Below are 25359 nucleotides of genomic sequence, written 5' to 3' on the forward strand. Positions count from 1 at the left end.
TGAGTTATGTTACTATCGGTTGATGGTGGTGCCACAAAGACATTTGCCGTTGTCTACGATGATTTAAACAAAAAGGTTGCCGGTATTGGTGTTTCAGGTCCAAGCAATGTAAGGTCTGTATCAGAGGATGTATCAAAAAAGAACATTTTAAAGGCCATGGAGAACGCCTTAAACATGGCCGGAAATCCGGAGATAAACAATTCATTCTTTGGAATAGCCGGCTATGGCGATTCAAAATATCACAGCGAGATGCTTAACAGAATAGTATCCTCAATAAGCCAGAATTATATAATAGAAAATGACGGTAACGCAGGCACATTTCTTGTTACATTGGGAAATGATGGCGTTGTAACTGCGATAGGCACAGGATCGGTTGGCAGTTACATTATAAACGGCGTTAATCACAGAATAGGCGGCTGGAGCTACCTGACAGATGACTGCGGCTCTGCCTACTGGATATCAAGAAAGGCAATACAGCTTGCTGAAAAGAGCCATGATGGATTAATAGACAAAACAACCTTGATAGACCTAATAGAGGAAATTACAGGTCTTGGTCTCAGGGATGCCGTAGCCGAGCTTGAGAACAATTTTAATAAAAGGTTCTTTGCATCAATTGCAGCAAGGGTGGATGAGCTTTCATATAAAGATAAAATAGCCTTAAATGTTCTTGACCTTGCATACAACGAGATTGAATTAATGCTTCTGGGAATGTCTAGGCATTTCAATGGCAAATTTATAATAGGCTCTGTTGGAGGCGTAATGCGCTCAAAGCATATAAGGGAAAGGCTTTATAAGAGATTTCCTGGTATAAAGATCTTTTTTGGATATCATGTGGCCGCCGGTGGCATATTAAAAATGCTATCATTGAAAAATGGTATAGATGAAATCTTAAGGGATAAAATTATCAGCGAAATTGATCAAAAACTCGTGCTTTTAAGCGATGCTGAAAAGGAGTTTCTATTCATATAAATATCTTTTTTTATAATAGATATATCTAAATACAATTTAGATATATACATCTATGGTAAATGTATCAGACATGCTAATACTCGATCAGATATACTATGAGGAAAAGAAACCATATGGAATAATAAAAGGTATAATAGAAAAGTTTGACGAGCGTTATAAACCAAGCACCGGAATGATATATCCATCATTAAGAAGGCTTCAAAGGGAAAATTACATAATAAAAATGGAGTCTGGATATAAAATAACGGATAAGGGCAAGGAATACTTTAATAAAAACTTTGATGAATACAAAAGGTTTTCAATTAATTACGTGCAGAACCATTCCTTCTTCAAGACCTTAAGAAAGGAGATGAAGGATCTATTTAACGAGCTTGTAAAAGCAAATTCTGAATACATAAAGGAAAACCAGGAAAGCATAATAGCAGATATAGAAAACCTTAAGAAAAGGATAGTGATGGAAAATGGAGAATATAATAGAGACTAAGAATTTAACAAAGATTTATAAAAATTTAAGGGCCGTCGATAACTTAAACATGACCGTTAGAAGTGGCGAGATCTTCGGCCTTTTAGGTCAGAATGGTGCCGGCAAGACAACAACGATAAAGATGCTAACAACCATAATAAAACCAACGTCAGGGACTGCCATAGTTGATGGCCACGACATTGTAAAGGAATCAATGAAGGTTCGCGATTCAATAGGTATAGTGCCGCAGGAACTGACAACAGATGAGGATTTATCAGGCTATGAGAATTTAATGCTGATAGCAGATTTTTATAATATAAAAAAGAGCGATGCAAGGGCCAAGGCGCTTGAACTTTTAAAGATGGTTGATCTTGAGGATGCGGCAAGAAGGCCTGTTTCAACCTATTCAGGAGGTATGAGGAAGCGTATTGAATTAATAGCAGGTCTTGTCCACAGTCCAAAGGTATTATTCCTTGATGAGCCAACCCTTGGTCTTGATGTACAGACAAGGACAAACCTCTGGTCATATATAAAAGCAATAAAGGAAAACCTTGGGATAACAATAATATTAACATCGCATTATCTTGAGGAGGTCGACGCACTTGCAGATCATATAGCAATTATAGACCATGGAAGGCTATTAAAGGTTGGCACATCAGAGGAATTAAAGGAAGGCCTTGGCGGGGACATAATATCAATGGAATTGAACAGTGAATCAGAGGTTAATCTTTTAAAGGACTTCCCTGCAAAGGAGACAAGCATAAATGGAAGCAGTATAAGGTTCAAGGTTGAGAATTCTGATGCAATCCTTCCTGAATTAATGAATATATTATACAGGAATCATATATGGCCCAGGAAGATGACCGTGGAAAAGCCATCACTTGATGAGGCGTTCCTCGAATACACCGGCAGGAAGATAAATGATGAAACGCCAATGGATTATGTAAAGACAATGAATTATATGAGGAGGATAAGCAGATGAGCGGACTTTTACCACTTACCGGAAGGGAATTAAAGAAATGGTATAGAAATCCAACGTATTTAATAGTAAGCGTAATACAGCCGATATTCTGGGTACTCCTGTTTGGCAGTGCAATAGACATTGCAAAATTCGCATTTCCAGGGGCTCCAGTTTCGTCATTCTTTAACGGCGCACCCGATTATATAACATTCCTGCTTGGAGGCATATTGACAGTGCTATCGCTGTTTACCGCCATGTTCTCAGGAATAAACATTATATGGGACAGGCGTCTTGGTGTTTTAACAAGGTTTCTTGCATCACCGATACACAGAAGCTCAATAGTTTTTTCAAGAATGCTTGCATCGGTTGTTAAAATAGCTGTTCAGGCTGCAATACTAATAGGCATCGCCGCAGTTATACCTGACGGCCTCAAGTTTCCACACGGATTTACAGTATTTGACGCTTTGATATTATTTACTGCAATGCTTTTAATCTCGGTGATCTTTGGTTCAATATTCTCTGTAATAGCAATAAAGATGACACAGGTAAACACAATCATGGGAATAGTAAATCTTGTTAACCTGCCACTGATGTTCGCAAGCACAGCTCTTTTCCCGGGTGCCATAATGCAGCCCTGGCTCCATCACGTTGCAATGTACAATCCAATATCCTGGTCAGCTGATACAATAAGAACCGTTATAATAAACGGTGATCTAAATGCGGCCCAGATGCACTCTGTTGGCCTTAATCTTTTATATCTATTTATCTTCGCCGTTGTTATGATATTAATAACGTACTTTGCATCTGAAAAGGGAATTCAGAATTAAAAAATCTTTAATATCTTTATTTTTATACATATCCATTGAAGGACATAAGAATAGATGATAATGTTTACATTTCGAATTTATACTGTGCATACCTGGCAGATATAGGTGCCGCTGTGGTCTCTGATCTGCACCTTGGCTTCGAGGATGAGATGAATCTTCATGGTATATTTCTGCCAAAGCTGCAGTTTAACCATATTACAAATATAATTGATAATATAATATCAAGGTATAATCCTGAAAAGATCATTATAAATGGCGATTTCAAGCAGGAGTTCTCAAGAAACCTGCCACAGGAATGGGATGATATAAATAGATTCATAGATAAATATGAAAACGATGTTTCATTAATCTATATAAGGGGAAACCATGATAATTATCTAATAAACATACTAAAATCGAGGAATATAAGGATTTATAATTATTACGAGGACGATCATTATTATATATACCATGGCGACAGGGATCTTGGCATAAAAAAGATTACAATTCTGGGGCATGAGCATCCATCAATTGCACTGAGAGACCGTGTCGGTGGTGTTTTTAAGATACCGGCATTTGTCTACAATGAGGAATATAAGGTTTTAATAACACCGGCAATGAGCTTCTTCTCATCAGGCACAGATGTGACGCAGTCATTATTAAGTGATGAGCACTTCACACCCGTTCTCAGGAACGTTTCAAAAAAATTCAGGGCCTATGGAATAACAGATGAGTTCGGCCTGCTTGATTTTGGCTACATCGAGGACATATCAAAAAGCATGGAGATATAAATTTTAAACCATGATTGCATATTAAACCATGGAGATAAAAAGATATAAAATTGATGGAGAATCATTAAAAAACAACAGACTTAATGACGATTTCAAAAGAGATTTAATAGTCATAGAGAACAATGTAAATGATAGAACCCCTGTGCTTATAGGCCTTGCCGGTTTCTTTGGAAGTTCAGAGAGCTTTTTAAACAGAAGCTATACAGGCATGGATTTTTTATCTGTTTTAAATATTATATCAAAAGATTATAGCTTTATCATAGCCCTTCCAGATACAATGACATCACTGCGGGGAAACCAGTATCTAAACTCAATGGCAGTGGGCAACTACGAGGACTTCATAGTTAAAGATGTTTTAAAACATCTTGATGATCTATATGGTCCCAGGGATAAATATTTATTTGGAAAATCATCAGGGGGCTTTGGGGCAATAAATCTATCAATGAAACATGATGAATTCTCTGGATTTATAGACATCTCCGGCGATTCATATTTTTATTATTCATATCTTAATGATTTTCCTGTTGCTTATAATATATTAAAGAAAACAGGAATAGATGATTTTATTGATAATTTTAATAAAAAATACATACATTCAAATGATGAACTAACGGCAATGAACATGGTTGCAATGTCTGCATTCTATTCAAGGAATGATAAGATAAACCTGCCATTCGATTTATCAGATGGCTCATTAAACCAATACTGGAATGACTGGCTTTCCTTTGACCCGGTTTCAACAGTAAACAATTATCTGGAAAATCTAAGGAAAAAGAGAATAGTTCTTCAAACAGGAATCCATGATGAATTCAAAATGTACATAGGCATGAAGATAATAAGCAGAACACTGGAAAGAAATAATATAGACCATGTTTACATGGAATACGATGCAGGGCATTTCAACACAAATCATTTTTATCTTGATTCAATTCCTGTTATACTTAAAAACTATTAAATTTTTAAATAAGATACCATGCCATGGACGAATCGTTTATAATTGAGACCGCAAAGAGGTTAATACCATTGAAATCTGTTGGGCCATTGTCTGATGGTCCTGGTGAATCAAGGAAGGCCGAGGAGATATGCAAAATAATAAAAGAGCTTGGATACAATTACGAAAGATATGATATCGATGGCAGGCCAAACATTATAGTAAGGATAGGCAGCATGGAGAAAACACTATGGATAATATCACATATGGATACAGTTCCTGAGGGTGATATAAATCTATGGCATTATGATCCATACCAGGCAACGGTTTCAGGCGATCTTATATACGGCCGTGGCACCGAGGATAACGGTCAGGGCATCTTCACCTCGCTGCTCCTGCTTAAAAATTTAAAGCCGGACCGTTTAAAATTTAATCTTGGCCTTGCATTTGTATCAGACGAGGAAACGGGCAGCAACTTCGGCATAAAGTATTTAATTAAAAATAATATATTTAAAAAGGATGATTTAATAATAGTGCCAGATGCCGGCACACCTGATGGAAGAACGATAGAAATCGCAGAAAAAAGCATATTATGGTTGAAGATAAATTCCCATGGAAGGCAGTATCATGCCAGCATGCCAGGAGAGGCAATCAACGCCACAAAGGAGTTATACAAATTTGTTTTAAATCTGGAATCAAGGCTCAAGGAAAAATACAATAAAATAAACGATGTTTTTGATCCACCATATTCAACCTTTGAGATAACAAAGCATGGAAAGAATGTTGATAATATAAATACAATACCAGGCCTTGATTCCCAGTTTCTTGACTGCAGGATATTACCAGATTATGATGTAAACGATGTACTAAAATTCATAGATGATGAAATAGCCGGTTTTAAAAGCCCGGCAAGGATAAGCTATGAAATTATACAGAGGGAGGATGCCCCTGAACCAACAAGGAAGGACAGTGAAATTGTTAGGCTTCTATCAGATGCCATAGAAAACCCAAAAGTAGTTGGCATTGGCGGCGGGACATGCGCAGCATTCTTCAGGGAGAATGGAATACCGGCGGTTGTATGGTCAACAACAGACGTTGATGTTGCACACCAGGCCGATGAATTTGTCAGGATAAGCAACATAATAAAGGATGCAAAAACAATAGAGAGGATAATCTATAAATAATCATTTAATCCTTTTATCGCCTCATCTTTTACATAATTATATTCCATTTCCGCATTGATTTTTATAACAGGTATCTTTATAATCCCTGAAAATATGTAATCATAGTATTTTGAAACGTTTTTAAGCATCTCCAGCCTCTCAAAGGCATCAGTGTTTTTTTTCTCATTCTTCCTGAGATTCAATCTCTTTAACGCAAGCCCCGGATCGATTTTTAAATAAATTATTAGATCCGGCATTATTATAAATCTTGAGACGTCAAGCATCCATGATATTGTTTCATCCATATTTTTAAACCTTTTTTCCATGCCGGATCCCTGGTATGCAATGGAAGAAAATACATATCTATCTGAGATTACACCATTTATTAGATGGTTTTTTATCTCCTTCTGGTGCATGTACCTGTCAAGTGTAAAGAGGAAAAAATTTATTATGCTGCTTTCATCATTGTAATCGGCTTCTATGTAATCATAGCAGAATCTGTCTGTTGGCTCCCTTGTCAGATAAAAACCTGTATAACTGGCAATATCGCCCGCAAGCGTGGTCTTACCCGATCCATCAATGCCCTCTATGGCTATGAACATTGAACCATTATCGATCATTGTTTAATAATCTTCACGTTTTAATTGAAAGGTTTATAATATTATAATCATTATTTTATCATGTTAAATGGTTTTAATACAAGGGCCGTACAGGCCGGTGATTTAAAAATAAGGGAAATTGGAAACGTTGTTACACCGATATTTGAAAACAGCACATTTATCTATCCAAACAGTGAATCCGAGTACATGGATAGCTCAAGCGGCATGCCATACATATATTCAAGGTGGGGAAATCCTACTGTGCAATCCCTTGAGGATAAATACAGGGCCCTTGAGAATACCGGGCATGCTGTTGCATTTTCATCCGGAATGGGCGCGATAACAGCCGCAGTGCTATCAAATATAAAAAAGAAAAGAATACTATCAATTATGGATCTCTATGGACAAACGTTTCAGTTCTTTTCAAGGACGTTAAAAACTCTTGGAATTCATGTGGACTTCATAGACGTTGATAAATTAAACAACCTGGACTTTGATGCCAAAAATTACGATCTTGTATATGCAGAATCAATAACAAACCCGCTTTTAAAGGTAATTGATATAAAAAACGTGGCAGCGTTCTGCCATGAAAATGATGTTTTATTTATAGATGATGCGACCTTTGCATCGCCTTATAATCAAAATCCTGTGGAACTCGGTGCTGATATCGTTGTTCACAGCGCAACGAAATACATATCAGGCCATTCCGATGTAATTATTGGCATTGCCGGCACAAACAATTATTATAATAATTTAATAGAAATGAGAAAGACACTTGGTGCATCGCCGGATGCATTCCAGGCATATCTATCATACCGTGGCCTAAAAACCCTCGGCCTGAGGATGGAGAGGCATAATAAAAATGCCATGGAGCTTGCCAGGTTTTTAAGGGATTCAAAAAAGGTATTGAATGTAAACTACCCCGGCCTTGATGATAATAAATACCACAAAATCGCCGGGAAGGAGATGAGGGGCTACGGTGGCATGCTGTCATTCACATTAAACAGCATGGAGGATGCGCATAAGCTAATAAAAAACCTTGAGATACCTGCCTATGCTGCAAGCCTTGGCGGGGTGGAATCATTGATAACCATGCCTGTTGAAACAACACATGCATCGCTTTCACCTGAAGAAAGAAGATCACTTGGAATATCAGACTCGCTGGTAAGGTTTTCAACTGGCATAGAGGATATCGATGATATTATAAAAGATTTTGAAAATGCACTTTCAAAATTATAATAGATGGTATTTTCCGGTGATGCCATCAAGAACATCATCATCCGCCGGGCCTATGCCTATGCATGTTACCGTTCCAGGATCTATCTGTGTATATCCGGCATCTACAATTATCTCATTTATTATCTTTAATTCATCAAATTTTCTCTTTAAATTGTAGATCTCATCGAGATTATCCACCTTTATAACAACCTTTTTCTGACCGGTGTTTATCCATTCCCTAAATATTTTTTTATTCTTTTTCATCGAGATCAATGCACATGATACTGCAGCATGCGCTACCTGTGCTGCTATCTTTCCCTTACCGAGATCGAGATCCCTTCTAACGGCTATGACCATCTTTACCAAGGCACATCCTTCATCTTTAATTTATATCCAAGTATGTTTACACCACGGTGAAGCGGCGGTGTTAAAACCAGTATCAATATAATGGCTATAAAATTTCCGTAGAATTCAAGGAAGAAATGCCTTGCAAATATAAATATAAAAAGAAAGGACATCAAAACAAAGGGCCATTGATCCAGTAATGATCCCTTTGCACCGCGCTTCATGCCGAGCCTTCTCTTTATAAAGGAACCTGTTATATCCCCTGTAAGCGAGCCAAAGCTCATTGCAAAGAGTACCGGGAGTGCAGAGATTATATTATTACCATAGTTGCCAAGGCCGATGTTTGATATATATATTATATAATATACAATAATGCCTGCCAAAACGCCTATAAGCGAGCCTCCAATAAAGCCTGATAATGATTTTCCATCACCAAGGATCCTCTTTCCGTGAATGGTTTTTCCGCGGTCCAGTATAAAATGCCCACCAGTTATAACAGCCCCTGGATTTGCTATAAATGCCGGTAGAAACAGAAATATTGAATATAAAACCATGATAATATTAACCATAGATCTCTACCGCTTTTAATATATCTGCCTTTGTTATTATGCCCTTTAATTCTGATCCGTCCACAATTAAAACCGCGCTTGAATACTTTAATAATGGATAGACCATTGATATCGGGCTGTCCTTATCAAGCTGCGGTAAAACCTTACCCATGACCTTCCTAACAGTCATATATTTTAATGATTCTATAGATGTTCCCTTTATAAGCATATCATTTATATCAGATTCGGTTATTGTTCCTATTATCCTTTTGTCCCCGGTTAAAACAGGCAGCTGTGAGTAGCCCTTCTCCCTCATCTTGTTTAATGCAGATATTATTGAATCATTAACCTCACAGGTTATTACATCCCTCGTCATGATCTTTTCTGCCCTTATATCTATGTTCCCGGCCCTGTTGCCTGAACTGTTTAAATACTCATAGATCTTTTTTATCTTATCATATGTTGGATTTATATCTCCCTTTTCCAGCCTTGCTATGTATGACTGGCTGACGCCGCTTATACTTGCAAGCTCCTTCTGGCTTATACCAAGGGATTTCCTCATTTTTCTTAGTTCCTCAATACTGGGAAGCATTAAATCATTATGATTAATTACTATTAATAATTATTGAAGTTTTTAAAAGGAATATTTATATATTTATGTACGTTTTTAATTCGTGACAGTTATAAGCATAATAAATCTAAAGGGCGGTGTTGGTAAAACACAGACGACCGTTGCATTATCCGAGTTTTTATCTTATAATTATAAAAAACGTGTTCTTGTCATAGATCTTGATCCACAGACAAATGCAACAGTTTCCTTAATGGACGAGATGAAATGGTATGAAAAGGATAGAAGGGGCGAGACACTGTTCCAGCTCTTTAATGATAAAATATACGGCATGGATACATTCAACGGTGAAAGGGCAGTAGTAAAAAGCGTTTCAAACATCAATGGCGGTATAGAAAACCTTGATTTGATACCATCAAGCCTTAGGTTAATAGATCTCGAGGACAAGCTTCCATTGATATCAAACACAGGATACTATGTAAAATCACCGGTTACCGTGCTTGCAGACTCACTATCAGGCATCATAAAAAAATACGATTTTGTTATAATAGACTGCCCGCCAAACCTTGGTTTAATAACACTGTCAGGAATATACATATCAGATTATTATATAATACCAACAATTCCAGATATACTGTCAACATATGGAATACCACAGATCATATCAAGAATTGAATCTTTTAAAAAGGATGCCGGAATAAAGATAAATCCACTTGGTATTTTAATATCAATGTACAGATCTGGAAGCAGGCTTCACAGAAACGTAATAGAGAGTCTTCAGTCCAAGGCTGAGAAGGGTGAGTACCCAAAGCTTTTTAAATCGTATATACCATTAAGCGCAAAAATCACGGAGGCGGCTGATTTTAACTCCGGTTTTAACACGATAAAGCAGAAATATGAGGGGGAAATATTTAATAGATACGATGAGTTAGCCAGAGAACTGCTTGAGTATGTCAGATAAAAAAGCTAGGGAAATGGTAAACATTCTTAGGTACCTTGCGAGAAAGATCGAGGAAAACCCTGAGCTGTGCGATATAATAAAGATAAATATCTCATACCAGGGCCATGAAAAGGATATAAATGTCTTCAAGATGTACAGCGAAAACAGGATGGATGAGCTTTATGGCATGGATCTTGAATCATTGAAGTATATAATGAAAAAATACAATATAAGATCGACCAGGGGCATGGATAAAAACGATATGATAAATGCAATAAAATCCAGCATAGAGAAAAAGTATAAAAAGGGCAGCTCCTTCATGAGATAAATTTTTAATTCGACTTAATATCACCGGTCATGTTCAAAGCAGTAATCTTTGATCTTGATGGAACAATACTTGATTCAATACCATTAAGAGTTAGATCATGGCAGCAGGCATTTGACGATTATAATATATCAGCAGATCCAGAGATTATAAGACTCATGATTGGCTATCCTGGCTCAATGCTTATAAAAAAGGTCAATGCAATGAATCCTGAGATTGAATTCAGGGAGGAATACTATTTTAAAATGCATTTAGATGAGTTAAGATTCTTTCCGGACGTTGATGATACATTTAAAGAGCTAAGAAAGCTTGGTGTAAAAATTGCCGTGGTCACATCATCAAGAAAAGATTTTGTAATGAGACTTAATATAAAGGCCGATGCCATTGTTACAATTGACGATGTAAAAAATGGTAAACCGGATACAGAACCATACATAAAGGCAATGTCAATGATGAACGTAAAGCCTGATGAGACTATAGTTGTTGGAGATATAGACAATGATCTAATACCGTCAAGGGAGCTTGGCTGTTTATCCGTTCTTGTCAGGCATAATAGAAATGTAAGCTCAGATCATGCAGATATAATTATAGAGGAAATAAAAGAGGTATTGAACATCTTCAATGATAAAAAAGATTTATAATTTAATATAAAAAAACAAAAGTTTATTGCAAAAATATAAAAGGAAAATATGTATCTGTCATTATGGTTTCATCACGTTTAAGCCAGATTAGCGAGTCAGCAACAGTAAGCATGAGCAACAGGGCGAGCGAGCTTAGAAAAGCCGGCAAAAAACTTTATAATTTTGGTATCGGGGAGCCGGACATGACAACACCGGATAATATAATAAAGATGGCTTTTGACGATGCAATGTCCGGAAAAACCCATTACACACCATCGGCAGGCATACCTGAACTCAGGGAAAAGATAGCATTGAAGATGAAATCAAAAAACAATATAGACGTTGTTGCAAAGAACGTTCTTGTTACGCCAACAAAGTTTTCAATAAATCTTGCACTTTATACAATAATCGATCCAGGGGACGAGGTTTTAATCCCATCGCCATACTATGTTTCATATCCTGACATTGTTAAAATAAACTCTGGAAAACCTGTTTTTGCGGACTGCGATGATGAATACAATATAGATATTGATAATCTTAGAAGGGCGATAACGCCAAAAACAAGGGCAATACTAATTAACAATCCAGTAAATCCCACCGGGAAGGTTCTATCAGAGAAAAACATAAGGGAAACAGTTGATTTTGCCCTTGAAAACAATCTATATATGATATCAGATGAAATATATGAGGATATTATATACAGGGGAAAGATGTTCTCACCTGCATCAATACCAGAGGCCTTTGATAAAACAGTTACAGTAAGCGGATTCTCAAAGAGCTATGCCATGACAGGCTGGCGTGTTGGTTACATGGTCGCACCGGAGGAGATAATAAAATCCGCGGACAAGATTCAGCAGCAAACATTAACATGTGCACCATCAATATCACAGTACGCTGCACTGCATGCCCTGGACGATGATGATAGTGTAAAGCACATAAGGGAGACGTTTGAAAAACGCAGGGATCTTGTTGTCTCACTATTAAAGGAAACAAACCTTCACTTTTACGAACCTGAGGGTGCATTCTATGTTTTTCCTGGATATGAAAGCGATGTTAAATCATACGATGCTGCAATGAATCTTTTAGAAAACAAAAATGTAATAGTAACTCCAGGGGCGCCATTTGGTTCTGAATATCATTTCAGGATATCATTTGCAACGTCCGAGGATGATATAAAAAATGGAATACCATTAATAGGTGAGTATTTTAAATCAATATCATAGTTCTATTTCAACAACGCATCTGTTTCCAAGATTAAAGTTTTCAAGTATTTTTAAATCATTTTTATTTAACATTGCCTTTTCAAATGGCTCGCAGATTGTTTTGTTTCCCTTGGCAAGGTCGTAGAAAACACAGTTGTGCCTTATTATTCTTATCTTATTGCCATCAATTTCCAGCTTTGCGTAGTAGCCAAGATCGTTCATTGTATCTATAAATTCATTCAATTTTTCAAGGCCATTGGGTGAAACCATCTTTCTTGCTATATCTGCTATTATCTCTGATGTTTTTTCCTGGCCAAATTTCTCCTCGATCTCCATTAAAAGATAGTAAGCAAATTCAGCATATTTTTTTGGAAACAATTCTATGCCCTTTTCCGTGATTTTATAATACTTTTTTGGCCTTCCGGAACCCTTTCTGATAAAATATGATTCTATAAAGCCATCTCTTTCAAGAACAACTATATGCTCATTTACGGCATTTTTGTTGATTTTTAATGATCTTGATAATTCATCAGTGCTCATATCCTTTTCAATGAGTAATTTTAGTATTCTATTCTTGGTATCACCAAGCATTAAATCATTCATAATTATAATATTAAAAATGAGTATTTATACTTTGGTTACTTTAAACATAATAAAATGTTTAAATATGATTTATTAATATTCAATACAATGACCGAATTAAATGTTATTGATTTAAAAGCCTCAGTTCAGGGAACTGAGATATTAAAGGGCGTAAACTTAACGGTAAAGAGCGGTGAGATACATGCATTAATGGGCCCTAATGGGGCGGGCAAGAGCACCCTGGGCTACGTTTTAATTGGTCATCCAGATTACAAGGTCACATCCGGAAGGATAATCCTTGACGGCAAGGATATTACAGGTGCAGCGCCCGAGGAGCGTGCCAGGCTTGGTTTATTCCTTGCGTTCCAGAATCCTGTTTCAATACCGGGTGTTAAAATATCAACATTTCTGAGAACGGCATACAATCAGATGCATCCCGATGAAAAATTATCATTAAAAGATTTCTTCAATCTTGTTAAAAGCAATATGGAATCCGTTGGACTTAATGAAAGCTTTATATCAAGATCGGTTAACGATGGTTTTTCCGGCGGTGAGAGGAAGCGCTTTGAAATACTTCAAATGCTTGTGCTGAGACCAAAGATCGTCATACTTGATGAAATTGACTCTGGTCTCGATATTGATGCATTAAAGCAGGTTTCATCACATATACAAAGGGAATACAATGAGGGTATAGGCTTTATAATAATAACGCACTATCAGAGGATATTAAAGGATATAAGGCCCGAATTTGTCCATGTATTAATGAATGGAAGGATTGTTATGAATGGTGATAAGAATCTGTCAGATAAAATAGAGACAGAGGGCTATGACTGGCTTAAGGAGGTGGCATGATGGTTGAGGAGTACAGCAAGGATGAATTAATAGAGAGATTAACAGAGGAATTAAAAAATAATGATAAATCTGCATACGAATTTAGAGATAATATAAAACCTGTTTATTCAACAGGCCGCGGTCTTACCAGAAAGACCGTCGAGGAAATCTCTGAGATAAAGAAGGAGCCTGACTGGATGCGCCGTGCAAGGCTGAAGGCTCTTGAAATATTTTTATCAAAGCCAATGCCAACGTGGGGTCCTGACCTTTCAGGAATAGACTTTGATAATATAACATATTACACCAGGCCAGATGAAATCAAGGCAAGGAGCTGGGACGAGGTCCCAGATCAGATAAAGCAGACCTTTCAAAAACTTGGAATACCGGAGATGGAGCAGAAATACCTTGCAGGCTCTGTTGCACAGTACGATAGCGAGGGTGTTTACAGCAACCTTCGCAGGGAATGGGAGGAAAAGGGTGTAATATTCACGGATCTTGATACTGCAGTTCAGAAGTATCCGGATCTTGTAAAGGAATACTACTGCAGGGCAATACCGCCCAGCGATAATAAGTTTGCCGCGTTAAACGGTGCGGTCTGGTCTGGCGGCTCATTCCTCTACGTTCCAAAGGGCGTAAAGATAGATATGCCTTTACAGACATATTTCAGGCTTAACGGTGAGCAGAGCGGCCAGTTCGAGCACACAATAGTAATAGCAGATGAGGGTGCCAAGGTACATTACATAGAGGGCTGCACAGCGCCGAAGTATGAAACAAACTCGCTGCATACCGCAATAGTTGAGATATATGCACATAAAAACTCGGAGGTTAAGTACACAAGCGTTCAGAACTGGTCGGATAGCGTTTACAATCTGCCTGTAAAAAGGGCATGGGTCGATGAAAACGCAAAGATGGAATGGATCACGGGCGAGCTTGGCTCGAAGGTAACAATGATATATCCATCGTCGTATCTAAGGGGTAAAAACGCATCAACATCAAATTTACAGATAACCCTTGCAACGCATAATACGGTGAAGGACGCTGGCGGCAAGGCGCTGCACCTTGCACCAAACACAACATCAAAGATAGTATCAAAATCAATAAGCCTTGATGATGGATTAACAGTATACCGCGGCCTTGTGAGAATAAACGATGGCGCAAGGAACTCAAAGAGCTTTGTCCAGTGCGATGCACTTTTAATAAACGATGAATCAAAGAATTATACATATCCATACGATGAGATATATGATCCAACAGCAGTTTTCAGCCACGAGGCAACAGTTGGCAGAATAGGCACCGATGAGCTTACATATCTAAGATCAAGGGGGCTAAGCGAGGATGAGGCCTCATCAATGATAGTTCTGGGCTTCATGGACGATGTTATGAAGGAGATTCCCATGGAATTTGCCGTTGAGATGAACAGGCTTGTAAAGCTTGAAATGTCCAAGATGGGGGCAGTCGGATGATCACAGAGTATCTTGAAATATTAAACAGAAAATTCAGGGATTTCGACTCTGAATACAGGAAGCAGGCATATATATATTATCTAAAAACACCGAGGCCTGATTACAAGGAAAGCCCAACAAGAAAGACATACGTTGATGTGCCTGATGATAGCATAGAAAACATGGTCTATGGAAATATAGAAGGTTACGATTTTGAATACAAAAGCGATGCCGATATCTTCATAAAGGACCTCGAAATAAAAAGGAAAACAGATAATGTATTAATATCGGACATGAAAACAGCATTCAAGACCAATGAACTTTACAAAAAGTATTTATCAGACAAATATGGAAATGCAAGGCTTGAATATTTAATAAATGCAGCATGGTTAAACGGCTATTTTATATATGTTCCAGAGAACAGCTCCATATCAATAAGCATTGAATCATTAAATCCATCATCATCTTTCACGGCAAAGAACGTGATAATTGCAGGAAAAAACTCCAGTGTTGAAATAACAGATATTTACAGAAGCTACGGTTCTGAAATGGCAACCCATGGCAGAAATGTATATATAATAGCGGAGGAAAATGCCAGTGTAAAATATAATTATATACAGGACGAATCAAATAAAATAAATGTTGTTTCATTCATAAGATCCTATGAAATGCCATATTCATCTGTTAGCGTCTACAATGTAAACACCGGCGGCAGCAAGGTTATCTACTTCAGTGAACCCGTCATGTACGATAATACATATTACAAATCATACGGTGTTAACATTTCTAAATGGGATCAGGCGCTGGACGTTCAGGACAATAGCCTTCAGATAGGCAAAAATACCGCAGCCGATATATCGACCAGGGGCGTTATATTAAACAATGGAACAATACTTCACCATGGAAACATAGACATAGAGGAAAAGAGCTTTAAATCCACAGGATTCTACGATTCTTCAATAATACTAATGAGTGAAAAGGGCTATGCAAATTCAAAACCGGCACTATTAATAAAAAACAATGATACAAGATCAAAGCATGGATCATATATATCGACCATAGATGAGGAAAAGATAACATATATAAGATCCAGGGGAATATCATACAGTGATGCAAGGCGTTTATTTATAAATGGATTTCTAAGCTATATCGAGGAAAAGGGCTGCAGCAAAAAAACAGCAGAGTTTCTGGATGAATTTATAAATAGATTATCATTTTAATTTTCCTGATAGATAATCAAGAAGATCCTTTTTATCTATTCTTTCCTGGTTGCCTGTATCCCTGAATCTAACGGTCACGCTATCGTTTTCAAGTGTTTCATAGTCTATTGTTATACAGAACGGTGTTCCTATCTCATCCTGCCTTGAGTATCTTTTGCCAATTGAGCCTGTTTCATCATAGTATACATAGCTGTCTATTGACATGATCATATTATATATTTCCATGGATTTTTTTATAAAATTCTCCTTTTTTATAAGCGGGAGCACGGCGAAATGATACGGCGCCATTTCTGGTTTAAATGATAAAACGTTGTATCCCTTTTCATTTTTATGATATGACTGAACCATCAATGCCAGGGTTATTCTGTCAATTCCATAAGAAGGCTCTATGACGTTTGGTATTACATCCCTGTTATTGATCTTCAATGACATTCTCTCGCTGCTCTTTGCATCATGGTTCTTTAAGTCATAATTCGTCCTGTTCGCAATTCCAACGATCTCAACCCAGTCATCATCGATCCTTGCCTCCGCATCCCAGCTGTCTGATGCGTAATGTGCACGCTCATCCGGATCGTGCTGCCTGAATCTTATATTATCATTTTTAAAGCCAATATCGTTTAATATCTTCTGTGTTTTTAATATAAAATATGCCATGGCTATGTTGTCTATTATTCTATTTTCAAAGGCATTCTTAATGCTTGTTTTATATTCAACGCCGGTATTTGGTTTCAATGTTATTTCATCGTAATCGAACAGATCCTTCCAGTACTCGTTCTCCGGATCAAAGAATACCTCGACCTCACCCTGCGAGAACTCTCTAAGTCTTATAAGGCTCTGCCTTGGTGATATCTCATTCCTGAAGCCCTTGCCAAGCTGTGCAACCGCCATTGGTAGTTTTCCACGGTAATAATTGCTGAGCAGCTTGAAATTAACAAAGATGCCCTGGGCGGTTTCAGGTCTCAGGTAAAAATTTGAATTCTCAAGCTTGAACATTAAATTATAATTGTATATTTTCTTTATTATATTGCCGCATACAGGGCACTTTAAATTATTTTTCTCCGAGATTGATAATGCCTCATCAACGCTTTTTGGTATAATCTCTATCTTATTAAAGGCAAGCACATTTTCTATCTTAAATTTTGATTTGCATGAATCGCACTCTGCAGCTATATCCGAGAATCTTGATAGATGGCCTGACGCATCAAAGACCTCTCCAGGTGTTATATTTGGCGTGTCAATAAATATTGCGCCCTCATCTAGATATGCCTTCTTCCATTTATTTATTATATTATCCTTTAACAAAACGCCAAGGGGCCCATAATCATATAAACCTGAAAAGCCGCCGTATATGGAAAATGAAGGCCAGAAAAAGCCACGCCTCTTTGCTATCTCAACAACATCACTGTACATATTCATCTACCAAAGACTGATAGTATCTCTATATCGTAAAGCATGCCCGCAAGGTTTCCATGACCGTCAAGAACCGGCAGCTGGTTATAATTTTTCTGCATCATTAACTTAACAGCATCGCCCAGCCTTGCATTGATATATGTTACAACAGGGTTTTTAACCATGATCTCCCTTGCCGGTATATTTGGTATTTTTACATTGGATTTTTCTATTATATATGTGAAGACATTTCTTATGCCATCCCAGGTCCATGGATCCTCGTCATCGGCTATGCCTGCCTGTGATAGCATCTCAACGGATGACATTTTTACCTTGTCAAAGATGTCACGATCCGTTACAAGGCCCGTGAAGTTACCATCCCTATCCAGAACCGGAAAGGAAAACGTCTTTGATATAAGCATCGATGAAAATATGACGTTCAATGGGGTTTCATCCCATATTGGAAATGCCGGGGCTGATAGTATTTCCTTGACAAGAATGTCTGAATACCTTTCCCTAACAACGGATAAAAAATTCTGTGGTGTCAGTATTCCTGTAACCTCGTTATTTTTGTCTATTACTATAAGATGCCTCCTGTTCTGTTTGACAATCTCCATTGCAGCCTTTTCTATGTCATCATCCTCATAGACTGTGTTTGCCCTTCTCATCACTATTGCGGTCTGTGTTTCATTTGGATTAAAGAAGATATCCCTCCTTGTTATTACACCTGCATATTTATTATTTGAATCAACAACAGGTATCCCTGTAACATTGTTTTTAATAAGCACCCTGACAACATCTGATATGGTGCTTGGAACGCTATATTTTATTGGATTGTGCGTCATTATATCAATAACCTTGGTAGACATTGCAGGTTAATATGTTTTAATTAAATAATGTTTATGCTATTGTTACTAAAAAAAGTTTAAAAAGCATTATTTGCATATATTTACATGAAGGTATCTGTTCAGGTTAACAGTTATTATAATAACGAGATGTCAAAGAAGCTTCTTGAGCTCTGCAGGGATATAACAGGTCTTGATGCTGTTCCTGGCTTTGATGATGATGCCGAGATTATTCTATTCTCCGGAAGGCCTGTTCCAGGCAAAAAGACGAAATTTATGCAGAGTCTATCGGCAGGCGTTAACCATCTTGATTTTTCAAAAATACCTGATAATATAATCATCGCATCAAACGCTGATGCATATTCAATACCTGTTGCAGAAACGGCCATTGGTTTGATGCTTGCATGGGCAAGAAAGATATGCATTTCAAACTATAATATACATAACAATAATTATAAAAGGCTTGATTATAAAGAGTATGTATCGCTTTATAATAAAAGTCTTGGCATACTTGGTTATGGCGGCATAGGCAGAAGAACTGCGTTAATAGCAAAATCTTTTGGCATGAATATATATGCATACTCAAGATCATATAAAAACGATGGCATATCATCTTACATGGAACCAGAAGATATAATGAAAAAATCGGATTTTGTCCTTATATCATTGCCATTGACAAAAGAAACAGCGAATTCAATAAATGACAAAATGCTGTCATTGTTCCGTGGCCTTGCCATAATAAACGTTGGCAGGGCAGGCGTGGTTGATAGAAACAGCATGCTAAATTTTCTAAGGAATCATAATGATAAATATTATTTAACAGATGTGTGGTGGAATGAACCTATAATAAATGAAAATATACCTGATAATGTAATAATAACACCGCACAGTGCAGGAATGTCGGATAACATTTACCAGCCCGCAGTGGCGGCAATAGAGAACATTAAGAACTATATCAATGGCAAACCAAAAAACATAGTGAAGAGATCGGATTATATCTAAAATCCCTGGCAGCAGTCAAGAAATATTGTGTGCCCGCATACAGGGCATGCCTGGTTATGCCTGTATAGATAGCATTTATCGCATTTACAAGTCTCATCAAAGCAGTCAGAGCACATAAAACCTAATCTTTTCATACTATTAAGGCTTTTTCACAAAATATAAAAATAATATTTTGTTTATAATTGATATTATCCGAAATTTTTTTATATCAATATTTATTATCAAATTTATTGCAGTTTTTCAGGCAAAAAATATATATAAAATTTTATTTCTATTAACCATGAAAAAGGGTGCAATAATAGCAGTAATTATAATCATAGGTTTATTCATTTATGGTGTTTTACCATCGCTGGTTAACACGAATCCAGCCTCAATGCAAAAGGGAAAAACGTATTATATATATGGAACTGTCGAAAGCGTTGTAACAATAAACAATAAAACAGAGATGCTTGTAAATGACAATGGCAACAACATCTATGTTTCATACAATGGCCCTGGCCAGGCCGTGAATTCAACGGTTTTGATATATGGCACATACCAGGGACCAATACTTACCGGATTCGGTACACATTTTGGTTATATGATACACGCCATTAATATATACAAATGGTATTATGAAATTAATATAAAATCATAATTTATAAATTTATCTTTTCCTCTATTTCAGGTATAATGACCTCTATGCCAAGTTTTGAAGCCTCCTTTTTTAGATCCTGTGGATCTGCTTTTATTACTGGAAATGTATTGTAATGCATCGGTATGGCTATTTTTGGTCTTAAAATATCGAGAGCTATTAAAGCCTCATTAACGTCCATGGTATAATGGCCGCCTATTGGAAGCATAACAATCTCTGGTTTGTCATATTTTGATATTAGTTCCATATCAGAGAAATATTGTGTATCGCCTGCATGATAATACATCCTCTCATCAGTTACAATAAAGCCAAGTGGATTTCCTGCATACATACCATTGTAGCTTGATGAGTGTATTGCATTAACAGCCTTTATCTTTATATCATCGAAATCCACGGTGCCGCCCTGATTTATATCAATTGTTTTTGCGTCTTTTTTTAAAAGCTCTGTAAGCTCAAATGCGGCCAGAACAGGAATTTTTAACCTCTGGGCTATGTTAACAGCATCACCTGCATGGTCGAAGTGCCCGTGCGTTAATAAAATAATATCTGCATCAATATCCTCTGGTTTTATTTTTGAAAGCGGGTTCCCTGCAAGAAACGGGTCTATTAAGACATTCTTCCTGCCATTTATTGAAAAGCATGCATGTCCGTGCCAGATTATCTCCATGATTTTTTATCTCTATAAACTATAAAAATTTTGTTTAATAGAAAATGGACTTTGAAAAATATTATATAATTTTAAAATATATAAATTCATGTACCCATCGGCTTTTGAATACTTTGCACCTTCAAGCGTCGAGGAGGCCCTCGATCTGCTTGAAAAGTATGGAGAGGATGCAAAGGTTATGGCTGGTGGCCAGAGTTTAATACCGCTTTTAAAGCTCAGGTTTACCACCATACCTTATATAATAGACATTGGTCATATAAAGGATTTAAACTATATAAAGCATAGAAATGATGATACTGAGATCGGTGCCATTGTTAAAGAGCATAAAATAGAATACGATGATGAGATATCAAGGAGATTTCCCGTAATGCACGATGCGGCCATGCAGATAGCAGATCCAGTTGTCAGAAACATGGGAACCATAGGCGGGGACCTGTGCCATGGGGATCCTGCAAATGATATGCCCGCGGTATCATTATCATTAAATGCAGTATTCAATGTTAAGAGCAAGTCATCAGAAAGAAGGATAAACGCATCTGATTTTTTCAAGGATACCTTTGTAACGGATCTTAAATCCAATGAAATACTGTTATCAATAGATGTAAAAAACAGGAATTCCACAGGGGCATATTTTAAATACAAGAGGCCTGCAGGCGATTATTCCATTGCAGCCGTTGCGGTTTCATTCAATCTGGATAATAATGTATTAAGCAATGTTGGCATAGGCTTAACATCACTTGCAAATATACCATTAAAATGTGTTGATGCCGAGGAGTTCCTTGAGAATAAAGAATATAATAAAGAAAATATAGATAAGGCAGCAGATATTGTATCAAAATCTGTTGACCCATCAGATGATATAAACGGCTCTGCAGATTTTAAGAGAAGGGTCTCAGGCATGGTATTTAAACATGCCATGGAGAATGCATACAGGAGGTATAACCATGTTTAATCTAAAGATAAAGGTTAACGGCAGGCTTTATGAAAAGGAGGTCGAGCCAAGAAAGCTCCTGGTCTCATTTTTAAGGGAGGATCTTGGTTTAACAGGAACGCATATTGGCTGTGATACAACAAACTGCGGTGCATGCACGGTTCTAATGGACGGCCTTCCTGTAAAATCATGCACAGTGCTTGCTGTTCAGGCAAACAATCATAATATAATGACCGTTGAAAACAGCGATGAAACACTATCAAATCTAAAGGAATCATTTTTAAAGAACAACGGCCTCCAGTGCGGATACTGCACGCCTGGCATGCTCATGACATCATTTTATATTGTTAACTCAAAGATAAGGGACGATGATGAGATAAAAAGAAATCTTGAGGGTAATCTATGCAGGTGCACGGGTTATGATGGAATAATAAAATCAATAAGGGAGGTATCAAGGAATGAACCATAATGACATTGTAAATGGCAGGGGAAAATACATTAACGATATAAAATTCGACGGCATGCTATACATGTCTCTTGTTAGAAGTCCATATGCCCATGCAAAGATAAACAGGATAAACGGTGGCTTAAACAGCAGCGAGTTAAAGGCATACTACATATCAGAGGAGATGGCCAGCAGTGGTGAACTTGGCTCACTGGGCTCATCATCCTCAGGAACCTCACTTTTCGAACCTGTCCTTGCAATTGATTATGTTAATTACATGGGACAGCCTGTTGCGGCAGTTTTTGGAAATAATGAATACGAGAGCGAGGACCTTCTTGATTCTGTTGAGGTTGATTACGATCCGCTGGAGGCCGTTGCAACAATAGATGATGCATTTAAAAAAGGTCCAATACATAATGGAACAAAGAATAATATTGTTAACAGCTCATATCTTGGAAGGGATTTTAACCCGGAGTACGACGTTGTCGTTGAGGACACATTAATGAATAACAGGATAGTGCAGAATCCAATAGAAACAAGGGGCATCGTTGCAGTACCGGAGAACGATAATATTACGGTATACATATCAACGCAGTCCGCACATTTAATAAAGGATGGTATATGCTCTGCCCTGAAGATACCAAAGGACAGGCTCAGGGTTATACAGGCCGATACCGGCGGTGCCTTTGGTTTAAAGGCTGTTATGTATCCAGAGTATATAATAGCTGTGTACGCTGCGATGAAGTATAAAAGGCCTGTGAAATGGATAGAGACAAGACGTGAGCATTTAATGGCAGCACATGCCGGCCGCGGCATAAAAGCCCATTTAAAATTATATGCAAAAAAGGACGGTAAAATAACTGGCATAAAGGGCGAGATCATAGTTGATGCCGGTGCTTACAAGGCAGGCGTTGGAGAATCCACAGCAAATTTCGTCGCATTCCAGCTTACCGGGCCCTATGATATAAAAAATGCATATATAAATGCAATATCAGTTTTCACAAACAAGGCACCCATGGGTTACTACCGCGGCGCCGGCAGGCCCGAGGCATCATTTTTTATGGAAAGGATGATCGATCTCCTTGCAGATAAATTAAACATGGATCCCGCAAGGTTAAGACTAATAAATGCAAGTGATGGGCCCTTCAGGTCACCGCTTGGGCTTGAGGTAAAGGAGGCAACCAGGCCGTTCCTTGAAAACGCATTAAAGGCCTTTAATTATTACCAGGTGTCAAAGTACGAGCATACCGGTATATCATTCTTTGTGCTTATACCGGCTGTATCTCCAGGTGAAACGGCAAGGGCACTGATAAAGGATAATAAAATTAAGGTCTGGCTTGGTGGCAATGACCACGGCCAGGGTCATGAATACCTTGTAAAAAGCATACTTTCAGACCAGTTAGGTATTGATCCTGATATAATAAGCTATGAAAATGGCGATACATCCTCCATGGAGTCCGGCATAGGCACCTGGGGAAGCAGGTCAGCCATAGCTGCAGGCTCAGCATTGTACGCCCTATGCAGGAAATTAAAGGACGATGTCTACAAAAAATACGGGGATTACAGTCCGGAGCTACTATTAAGGGATGAGCATGATGAATATGTATTTGCAAAGATAGACTCACCAATAAACTCCGTTAACGCATGCATGGTCACGGCAGATGTTGACGACCTTGGGAATATAAAGGTTAAGGACATATATTCATACTTTGATCTTGGCCATGTAATGAACCGTGAAAACGTTAATAACCAGATCTATGGTGGCTCGCTTCAGGGAATGGCCCAGGTTCTCTCAGAATGCGTAAGATATTCTGAGGACGGTCAGTTAATGACATCATCAATATACGATGCAGGATTACTAACTGCTGATAAGATACCAAGATATCATAATATAATCGTTGAGAATCCATCAAATGCCCTAAACGGTGCCAAGGGCCTTGGAGAATCCCCTGCAATAGGTGTTCCATCAGCGCTTTCAAGGGCAGTTGAAATGGCCACCGGAAAGAGGATACGTGAAACACCGGTTAGCCAGGAATATCTAATTAAATAAATCTATAATATATTCCAGATCTTTTTATTTCACCTTTTTCCTCAAGGTATTTTAAATGTGATACTGTCTCGATTATTGCAAAACCAAGCTGGTTTCCATCCATGTCATTGAAATTGTAATGCCATGTTATTCCTGATGCAATTTCAAAGGCCGTCATATCATGTTTTAATAATGATCTTATCTGATTTAACCTAATGTTATGATGTTCTATTATTTCATCTATCCTACTGCCAACATTATTTATAACATTTCCATGGCCCGGGTAAATTGATCTTATACTAATGTTTTTTAATTTTTCCAGGCTCTTAATATAATCATCGAGCGGGTTTCCATAATACATGGATACGTTTGGCGTTATCCTTTCAAGCACATGGTCACCTGAGAATAAACGTTCATTGTATGAATCGTATATGCATATCGATCCCGGGGAATGGCCGGGCGTGTCTATAATTGAATATCCATTTATATAATTCAATGGCTTTAGATTTATTTCCCTGTAGTAATCAATGTATTTACCAATTATATTATCACTAATTATTTTTTCTATAATGGCATCAGGGGCACCGGAATCTTTTATTAAGGACCTGTAAAAATCAATATATTCATCAATATTTTCTATATATTTTAATTCATTGATGCCTATATAAACATCGATATTATTTTCCTTCTGGAAGTACAATGCACCGCCTATATGATCTATATGCATATGGCTTATTACAATAAAATCTATATCATCAACATTTATGCTTGATTTTATGTAATCATAGCTGTATCTTGACATTCCCGAATCTATAATAAAATTGTCATTCAGGTAAATATTTGCAGTCCTTAAAGCTGGAATTTCAACTGGAACCTTTAAAAGCCTCATGATA

Annotated in this window: 30 protein-coding genes; 20 read left to right on the forward strand and 10 right to left on the reverse strand. The window is 37.5% G+C overall.

The genetic code is table 11. The features are described from left to right. Nucleotides 1-6 precede the first annotated feature (6 nt). Genes B8780_RS06070 through B8780_RS06100 form a run of 7 tightly spaced genes read left to right on the forward strand, consistent with a single transcriptional unit; the run spans nt 7 to nt 6105 of the window. The gene (locus B8780_RS06070) at nt 7-969 is read left to right on the forward strand and encodes a BadF/BadG/BcrA/BcrD ATPase family protein (RefSeq protein ID WP_084273010.1); all 963 of its coding nucleotides are present in this window, start codon (nt 7-9) and stop codon (nt 967-969) included. A 52-nt stretch (nt 970-1021) separates the two neighbouring features. After that, a complete protein-coding gene (locus B8780_RS06075; protein WP_084273011.1) occupies nt 1022-1453 on the forward strand; it encodes a PadR family transcriptional regulator in 432 nt (143 codons plus the stop codon). Further along, the gene (locus B8780_RS06080; RefSeq protein ID WP_084273012.1) at nt 1431-2414 is read left to right on the forward strand and encodes an ATP-binding cassette domain-containing protein; all 984 of its coding nucleotides are present in this window, start codon (nt 1431-1433) and stop codon (nt 2412-2414) included. The genes B8780_RS06075 and B8780_RS06080 overlap by 23 nt, the downstream gene beginning before the upstream one ends. Beyond that, complete coding sequence (locus B8780_RS06085; RefSeq protein WP_084273013.1) at nt 2411-3220, forward strand: ABC transporter permease; 810 nt, start codon at nt 2411-2413, stop codon at nt 3218-3220. Before B8780_RS06080 ends, B8780_RS06085 begins: the two co-directional genes overlap by 4 nt. A 35-nt stretch (nt 3221-3255) precedes the next feature. Continuing rightward, nucleotides 3256-3990, forward strand: a complete 735-nt coding sequence (locus tag B8780_RS06090) for a metallophosphoesterase (RefSeq protein ID WP_084273014.1) — start codon at nt 3256-3258, stop codon at nt 3988-3990. A gap of 28 nt (nt 3991-4018) precedes the next feature. Next, entirely contained in the window at nt 4019-4945 is a 927-nt protein-coding gene (locus B8780_RS06095) for an alpha/beta hydrolase-fold protein (protein ID WP_084273015.1), read from the forward strand. 23 nt (nt 4946-4968) lie between these two features. Beyond that, entirely contained in the window at nt 4969-6105 is a 1137-nt protein-coding gene (locus B8780_RS06100) for a M20 family metallo-hydrolase (protein ID WP_084273016.1), read from the forward strand. Here B8780_RS06100 and tmk read toward each other — a convergent pair. Continuing rightward, the gene (tmk, locus tag B8780_RS06105; RefSeq protein WP_084273017.1) at nt 6096-6704 is read right to left on the reverse strand and encodes a dTMP kinase; all 609 of its coding nucleotides are present in this window, start codon (nt 6702-6704) and stop codon (nt 6096-6098) included. The two genes, B8780_RS06100 and tmk, sit on opposite strands and share 10 nt — an antisense overlap. A 60-nt stretch (nt 6705-6764) precedes the next feature. Between tmk and B8780_RS06110 the strand changes: the two genes are divergently transcribed. Next, nucleotides 6765-7922, forward strand: a complete 1158-nt coding sequence (locus B8780_RS06110; RefSeq protein ID WP_084273018.1) for a PLP-dependent transferase — start codon at nt 6765-6767, stop codon at nt 7920-7922. On the opposite strand, the gene pth2 is transcribed toward B8780_RS06110, so the two are convergent. The 3 genes from pth2 to B8780_RS06125 are packed head-to-tail and all read right to left on the reverse strand — an operon-like array spanning nt 7917 to nt 9386. Next, nucleotides 7917-8258, reverse strand: coding sequence for a peptidyl-tRNA hydrolase Pth2 (gene pth2 / locus B8780_RS06115; protein WP_084273077.1), 342 nt, complete (start codon nt 8256-8258; stop codon nt 7917-7919). The two genes, B8780_RS06110 and pth2, sit on opposite strands and share 6 nt — an antisense overlap. 2 nt (nt 8259-8260) lie before the next feature. After that, a complete protein-coding gene (locus B8780_RS06120) occupies nt 8261-8815 on the reverse strand; it encodes a CDP-2,3-bis-(O-geranylgeranyl)-sn-glycerol synthase (RefSeq protein WP_011177905.1) in 555 nt (184 codons plus the stop codon). Beyond that, nucleotides 8808-9386 carry a CBS domain-containing protein gene (locus tag B8780_RS06125; RefSeq protein ID WP_011177906.1) on the reverse strand — a complete coding sequence of 193 codons (579 nt, stop codon included), beginning with the start codon at nt 9384-9386 and terminating at the stop codon, nt 8808-8810. Before B8780_RS06125 ends, B8780_RS06120 begins: the two co-directional genes overlap by 8 nt. Nucleotides 9387-9468: 82 nt before the next feature. On the opposite strand from B8780_RS06125, the gene B8780_RS06130 reads away from it, so the two are divergent. The 4 genes from B8780_RS06130 to B8780_RS06145 all read left to right on the forward strand — a co-directional run bounded on the left by B8780_RS06130 (nt 9469) and on the right by B8780_RS06145 (nt 12470). After that, nucleotides 9469-10323, forward strand: a complete 855-nt coding sequence (locus B8780_RS06130) for a ParA family protein (RefSeq protein WP_011177907.1) — start codon at nt 9469-9471, stop codon at nt 10321-10323. A gap of 13 nt (nt 10324-10336) precedes the next feature. Further along, nucleotides 10337-10630, forward strand: coding sequence for a hypothetical protein (locus B8780_RS06135; protein WP_153274227.1), 294 nt, complete (start codon nt 10337-10339; stop codon nt 10628-10630). Nucleotides 10631-10659: 29 nt separating this feature from the next. Next, nucleotides 10660-11268 carry an HAD family hydrolase gene (locus tag B8780_RS06140; protein WP_084273019.1) on the forward strand — a complete coding sequence of 203 codons (609 nt, stop codon included), beginning with the start codon at nt 10660-10662 and terminating at the stop codon, nt 11266-11268. A gap of 62 nt (nt 11269-11330) precedes the next feature. Beyond that, nucleotides 11331-12470, forward strand: a complete 1140-nt coding sequence (locus tag B8780_RS06145; RefSeq protein ID WP_084273020.1) for a pyridoxal phosphate-dependent aminotransferase — start codon at nt 11331-11333, stop codon at nt 12468-12470. Here B8780_RS06145 and B8780_RS06150 read toward each other — a convergent pair. After that, nucleotides 12465-13052, reverse strand: a complete 588-nt coding sequence (locus B8780_RS06150) for a helix-turn-helix transcriptional regulator (protein WP_011177911.1) — start codon at nt 13050-13052, stop codon at nt 12465-12467. The genes B8780_RS06145 and B8780_RS06150 overlap by 6 nt on opposite strands. 87 nt (nt 13053-13139) lie before the next feature. Here B8780_RS06150 and sufC point away from each other — a divergent pair, with 87 nt between their 5' ends. Genes sufC through B8780_RS06165 form a run of 3 tightly spaced genes read left to right on the forward strand, consistent with a single transcriptional unit; the run spans nt 13140 to nt 16524 of the window. Then, nucleotides 13140-13883, forward strand: a complete 744-nt coding sequence (gene sufC, locus B8780_RS06155) for a Fe-S cluster assembly ATPase SufC (RefSeq protein WP_084273078.1) — start codon at nt 13140-13142, stop codon at nt 13881-13883. After that, nucleotides 13883-15325 carry a Fe-S cluster assembly protein SufB gene (gene sufB / locus B8780_RS06160; protein WP_011177913.1) on the forward strand — a complete coding sequence of 481 codons (1443 nt, stop codon included), beginning with the start codon at nt 13883-13885 and terminating at the stop codon, nt 15323-15325. The genes sufC and sufB overlap by 1 nt, the downstream gene beginning before the upstream one ends. Then, nucleotides 15322-16524, forward strand: coding sequence for a SufB/SufD family protein (locus B8780_RS06165; RefSeq protein ID WP_084273021.1), 1203 nt, complete (start codon nt 15322-15324; stop codon nt 16522-16524). Before sufB ends, B8780_RS06165 begins: the two co-directional genes overlap by 4 nt. Here the strand turns inward: B8780_RS06165 and B8780_RS06170 are convergent. Together B8780_RS06170 and B8780_RS06175 are read right to left on the reverse strand one after the other, a co-directional pair. Continuing rightward, entirely contained in the window at nt 16516-17934 is a 1419-nt protein-coding gene (locus B8780_RS06170; protein WP_236719399.1) for a glycine--tRNA ligase, read from the reverse strand. The two genes, B8780_RS06165 and B8780_RS06170, sit on opposite strands and share 9 nt — an antisense overlap. Nucleotides 17935-17936: 2 nt before the next feature. Further along, a complete protein-coding gene (locus B8780_RS06175; protein ID WP_011177916.1) occupies nt 17937-18782 on the reverse strand; it encodes a CBS domain-containing protein in 846 nt (281 codons plus the stop codon). A gap of 84 nt (nt 18783-18866) precedes the next feature. On the opposite strand from B8780_RS06175, the gene B8780_RS06180 reads away from it, so the two are divergent. After that, entirely contained in the window at nt 18867-19760 is an 894-nt protein-coding gene (locus B8780_RS06180) for a 2-hydroxyacid dehydrogenase (RefSeq protein ID WP_011177917.1), read from the forward strand. Here B8780_RS06180 and B8780_RS08135 read toward each other — a convergent pair. Then, nucleotides 19757-19894, reverse strand: a complete 138-nt coding sequence (locus tag B8780_RS08135) for a hypothetical protein (RefSeq protein WP_153274132.1) — start codon at nt 19892-19894, stop codon at nt 19757-19759. The two genes, B8780_RS06180 and B8780_RS08135, sit on opposite strands and share 4 nt — an antisense overlap. A 146-nt stretch (nt 19895-20040) precedes the next feature. Here B8780_RS08135 and B8780_RS06185 point away from each other — a divergent pair, with 146 nt between their 5' ends. Continuing rightward, nucleotides 20041-20397, forward strand: coding sequence for a hypothetical protein (locus tag B8780_RS06185; protein WP_084273023.1), 357 nt, complete (start codon nt 20041-20043; stop codon nt 20395-20397). A gap of 1 nt (nt 20398) precedes the next feature. Here B8780_RS06185 and B8780_RS06190 read toward each other — a convergent pair whose 3' ends face one another. Then, on the reverse strand, nt 20399-21061 hold the full coding sequence (locus B8780_RS06190; RefSeq protein WP_084273024.1) for a metal-dependent hydrolase: 663 nt from the start codon (nt 21059-21061) through the stop codon (nt 20399-20401). A gap of 88 nt (nt 21062-21149) precedes the next feature. Here B8780_RS06190 and B8780_RS06195 point away from each other — a divergent pair, with 88 nt between their 5' ends. From B8780_RS06195 to B8780_RS06205, 3 genes are read left to right on the forward strand one after another with little or no spacing between them, the layout of a single operon-like run. Next, nucleotides 21150-22013: an FAD binding domain-containing protein gene (locus B8780_RS06195; protein WP_084273025.1), complete on the forward strand. Its 864-nt coding sequence runs from the start codon at nt 21150-21152 to the stop codon at nt 22011-22013. Beyond that, on the forward strand, nt 22006-22461 hold the full coding sequence (locus B8780_RS06200; RefSeq protein WP_011177921.1) for a (2Fe-2S)-binding protein: 456 nt from the start codon (nt 22006-22008) through the stop codon (nt 22459-22461). Before B8780_RS06195 ends, B8780_RS06200 begins: the two co-directional genes overlap by 8 nt. Further along, complete coding sequence (locus tag B8780_RS06205) at nt 22451-24487, forward strand: xanthine dehydrogenase family protein molybdopterin-binding subunit (protein WP_084273026.1); 2037 nt, start codon at nt 22451-22453, stop codon at nt 24485-24487. Before B8780_RS06200 ends, B8780_RS06205 begins: the two co-directional genes overlap by 11 nt. Here the strand turns inward: B8780_RS06205 and B8780_RS06210 are convergent. Then, nucleotides 24480-25355, reverse strand: coding sequence for an MBL fold metallo-hydrolase (locus B8780_RS06210; RefSeq protein WP_084273027.1), 876 nt, complete (start codon nt 25353-25355; stop codon nt 24480-24482). The two genes, B8780_RS06205 and B8780_RS06210, sit on opposite strands and share 8 nt — an antisense overlap. Between the last annotated feature and the right edge of the window lie 4 nt (nt 25356-25359).

The organism is Picrophilus oshimae DSM 9789 (assembly GCF_900176435.1).
Taxonomy (GTDB): Archaea; Thermoplasmatota; Thermoplasmata; order Thermoplasmatales; family Thermoplasmataceae; genus Picrophilus; species Picrophilus oshimae.

Bases quoted from the DNA above. Each gene is read 5' to 3' on its own strand.
- sufB (WP_011177913.1), top strand. From the start codon at position 13,883: ATGGTTGAGGAGTACAGCAAGGATGAATTAATAGAGAGATTAACAGAG.
- B8780_RS06165 (WP_084273021.1), top strand. From the start codon at position 15,322: ATGATCACAGAGTATCTTGAAATATTAAACAGAAAATTCAGGGATTTC.
- B8780_RS06180 (WP_011177917.1), top strand. From the start codon at position 18,867: ATGAAGGTATCTGTTCAGGTTAACAGTTATTATAATAACGAGATGTCA.
- B8780_RS06080 (WP_084273012.1), top strand. From the start codon at position 1,431: ATGGAGAATATAATAGAGACTAAGAATTTAACAAAGATTTATAAAAAT.
- B8780_RS06190 (WP_084273024.1), bottom strand. From the start codon at position 21,061: ATGGAGATAATCTGGCACGGACATGCATGCTTTTCAATAAATGGCAGG.
- B8780_RS06195 (WP_084273025.1), top strand. From the start codon at position 21,150: ATGTACCCATCGGCTTTTGAATACTTTGCACCTTCAAGCGTCGAGGAG.
- B8780_RS06170 (WP_236719399.1), bottom strand. From the start codon at position 17,934: ATGTACAGTGATGTTGTTGAGATAGCAAAGAGGCGTGGCTTTTTCTGG.
- B8780_RS06110 (WP_084273018.1), top strand. From the start codon at position 6,765: ATGTTAAATGGTTTTAATACAAGGGCCGTACAGGCCGGTGATTTAAAA.
- B8780_RS06085 (WP_084273013.1), top strand. From the start codon at position 2,411: ATGAGCGGACTTTTACCACTTACCGGAAGGGAATTAAAGAAATGGTAT.
- B8780_RS08135 (WP_153274132.1), bottom strand. From the start codon at position 19,894: ATGAAAAGATTAGGTTTTATGTGCTCTGACTGCTTTGATGAGACTTGT.
- B8780_RS06135 (WP_153274227.1), top strand. From the start codon at position 10,337: ATGGTAAACATTCTTAGGTACCTTGCGAGAAAGATCGAGGAAAACCCT.
- B8780_RS06205 (WP_084273026.1), top strand. From the start codon at position 22,451: ATGAACCATAATGACATTGTAAATGGCAGGGGAAAATACATTAACGAT.
- B8780_RS06070 (WP_084273010.1), top strand. From the start codon at position 7: ATGTTACTATCGGTTGATGGTGGTGCCACAAAGACATTTGCCGTTGTC.
- B8780_RS06210 (WP_084273027.1), bottom strand. From the start codon at position 25,355: ATGAGGCTTTTAAAGGTTCCAGTTGAAATTCCAGCTTTAAGGACTGCA.
- B8780_RS06145 (WP_084273020.1), top strand. From the start codon at position 11,331: ATGGTTTCATCACGTTTAAGCCAGATTAGCGAGTCAGCAACAGTAAGC.
- B8780_RS06140 (WP_084273019.1), top strand. From the start codon at position 10,660: ATGTTCAAAGCAGTAATCTTTGATCTTGATGGAACAATACTTGATTCA.
- B8780_RS06185 (WP_084273023.1), top strand. From the start codon at position 20,041: ATGAAAAAGGGTGCAATAATAGCAGTAATTATAATCATAGGTTTATTC.
- sufC (WP_084273078.1), top strand. From the start codon at position 13,140: ATGACCGAATTAAATGTTATTGATTTAAAAGCCTCAGTTCAGGGAACT.
- B8780_RS06175 (WP_011177916.1), bottom strand. From the start codon at position 18,782: ATGTCTACCAAGGTTATTGATATAATGACGCACAATCCAATAAAATAT.
- B8780_RS06200 (WP_011177921.1), top strand. From the start codon at position 22,006: ATGTTTAATCTAAAGATAAAGGTTAACGGCAGGCTTTATGAAAAGGAG.
- tmk (WP_084273017.1), bottom strand. From the start codon at position 6,704: ATGATCGATAATGGTTCAATGTTCATAGCCATAGAGGGCATTGATGGA.
- B8780_RS06075 (WP_084273011.1), top strand. From the start codon at position 1,022: ATGGTAAATGTATCAGACATGCTAATACTCGATCAGATATACTATGAG.
- B8780_RS06125 (WP_011177906.1), bottom strand. From the start codon at position 9,386: ATGCTTCCCAGTATTGAGGAACTAAGAAAAATGAGGAAATCCCTTGGT.
- B8780_RS06095 (WP_084273015.1), top strand. From the start codon at position 4,019: ATGGAGATAAAAAGATATAAAATTGATGGAGAATCATTAAAAAACAAC.
- pth2 (WP_084273077.1), bottom strand. From the start codon at position 8,258: ATGGTCATAGCCGTTAGAAGGGATCTCGATCTCGGTAAGGGAAAGATA.
- B8780_RS06100 (WP_084273016.1), top strand. From the start codon at position 4,969: ATGGACGAATCGTTTATAATTGAGACCGCAAAGAGGTTAATACCATTG.
- B8780_RS06120 (WP_011177905.1), bottom strand. From the start codon at position 8,815: ATGGTTAATATTATCATGGTTTTATATTCAATATTTCTGTTTCTACCG.
- B8780_RS06150 (WP_011177911.1), bottom strand. From the start codon at position 13,052: ATGAATGATTTAATGCTTGGTGATACCAAGAATAGAATACTAAAATTA.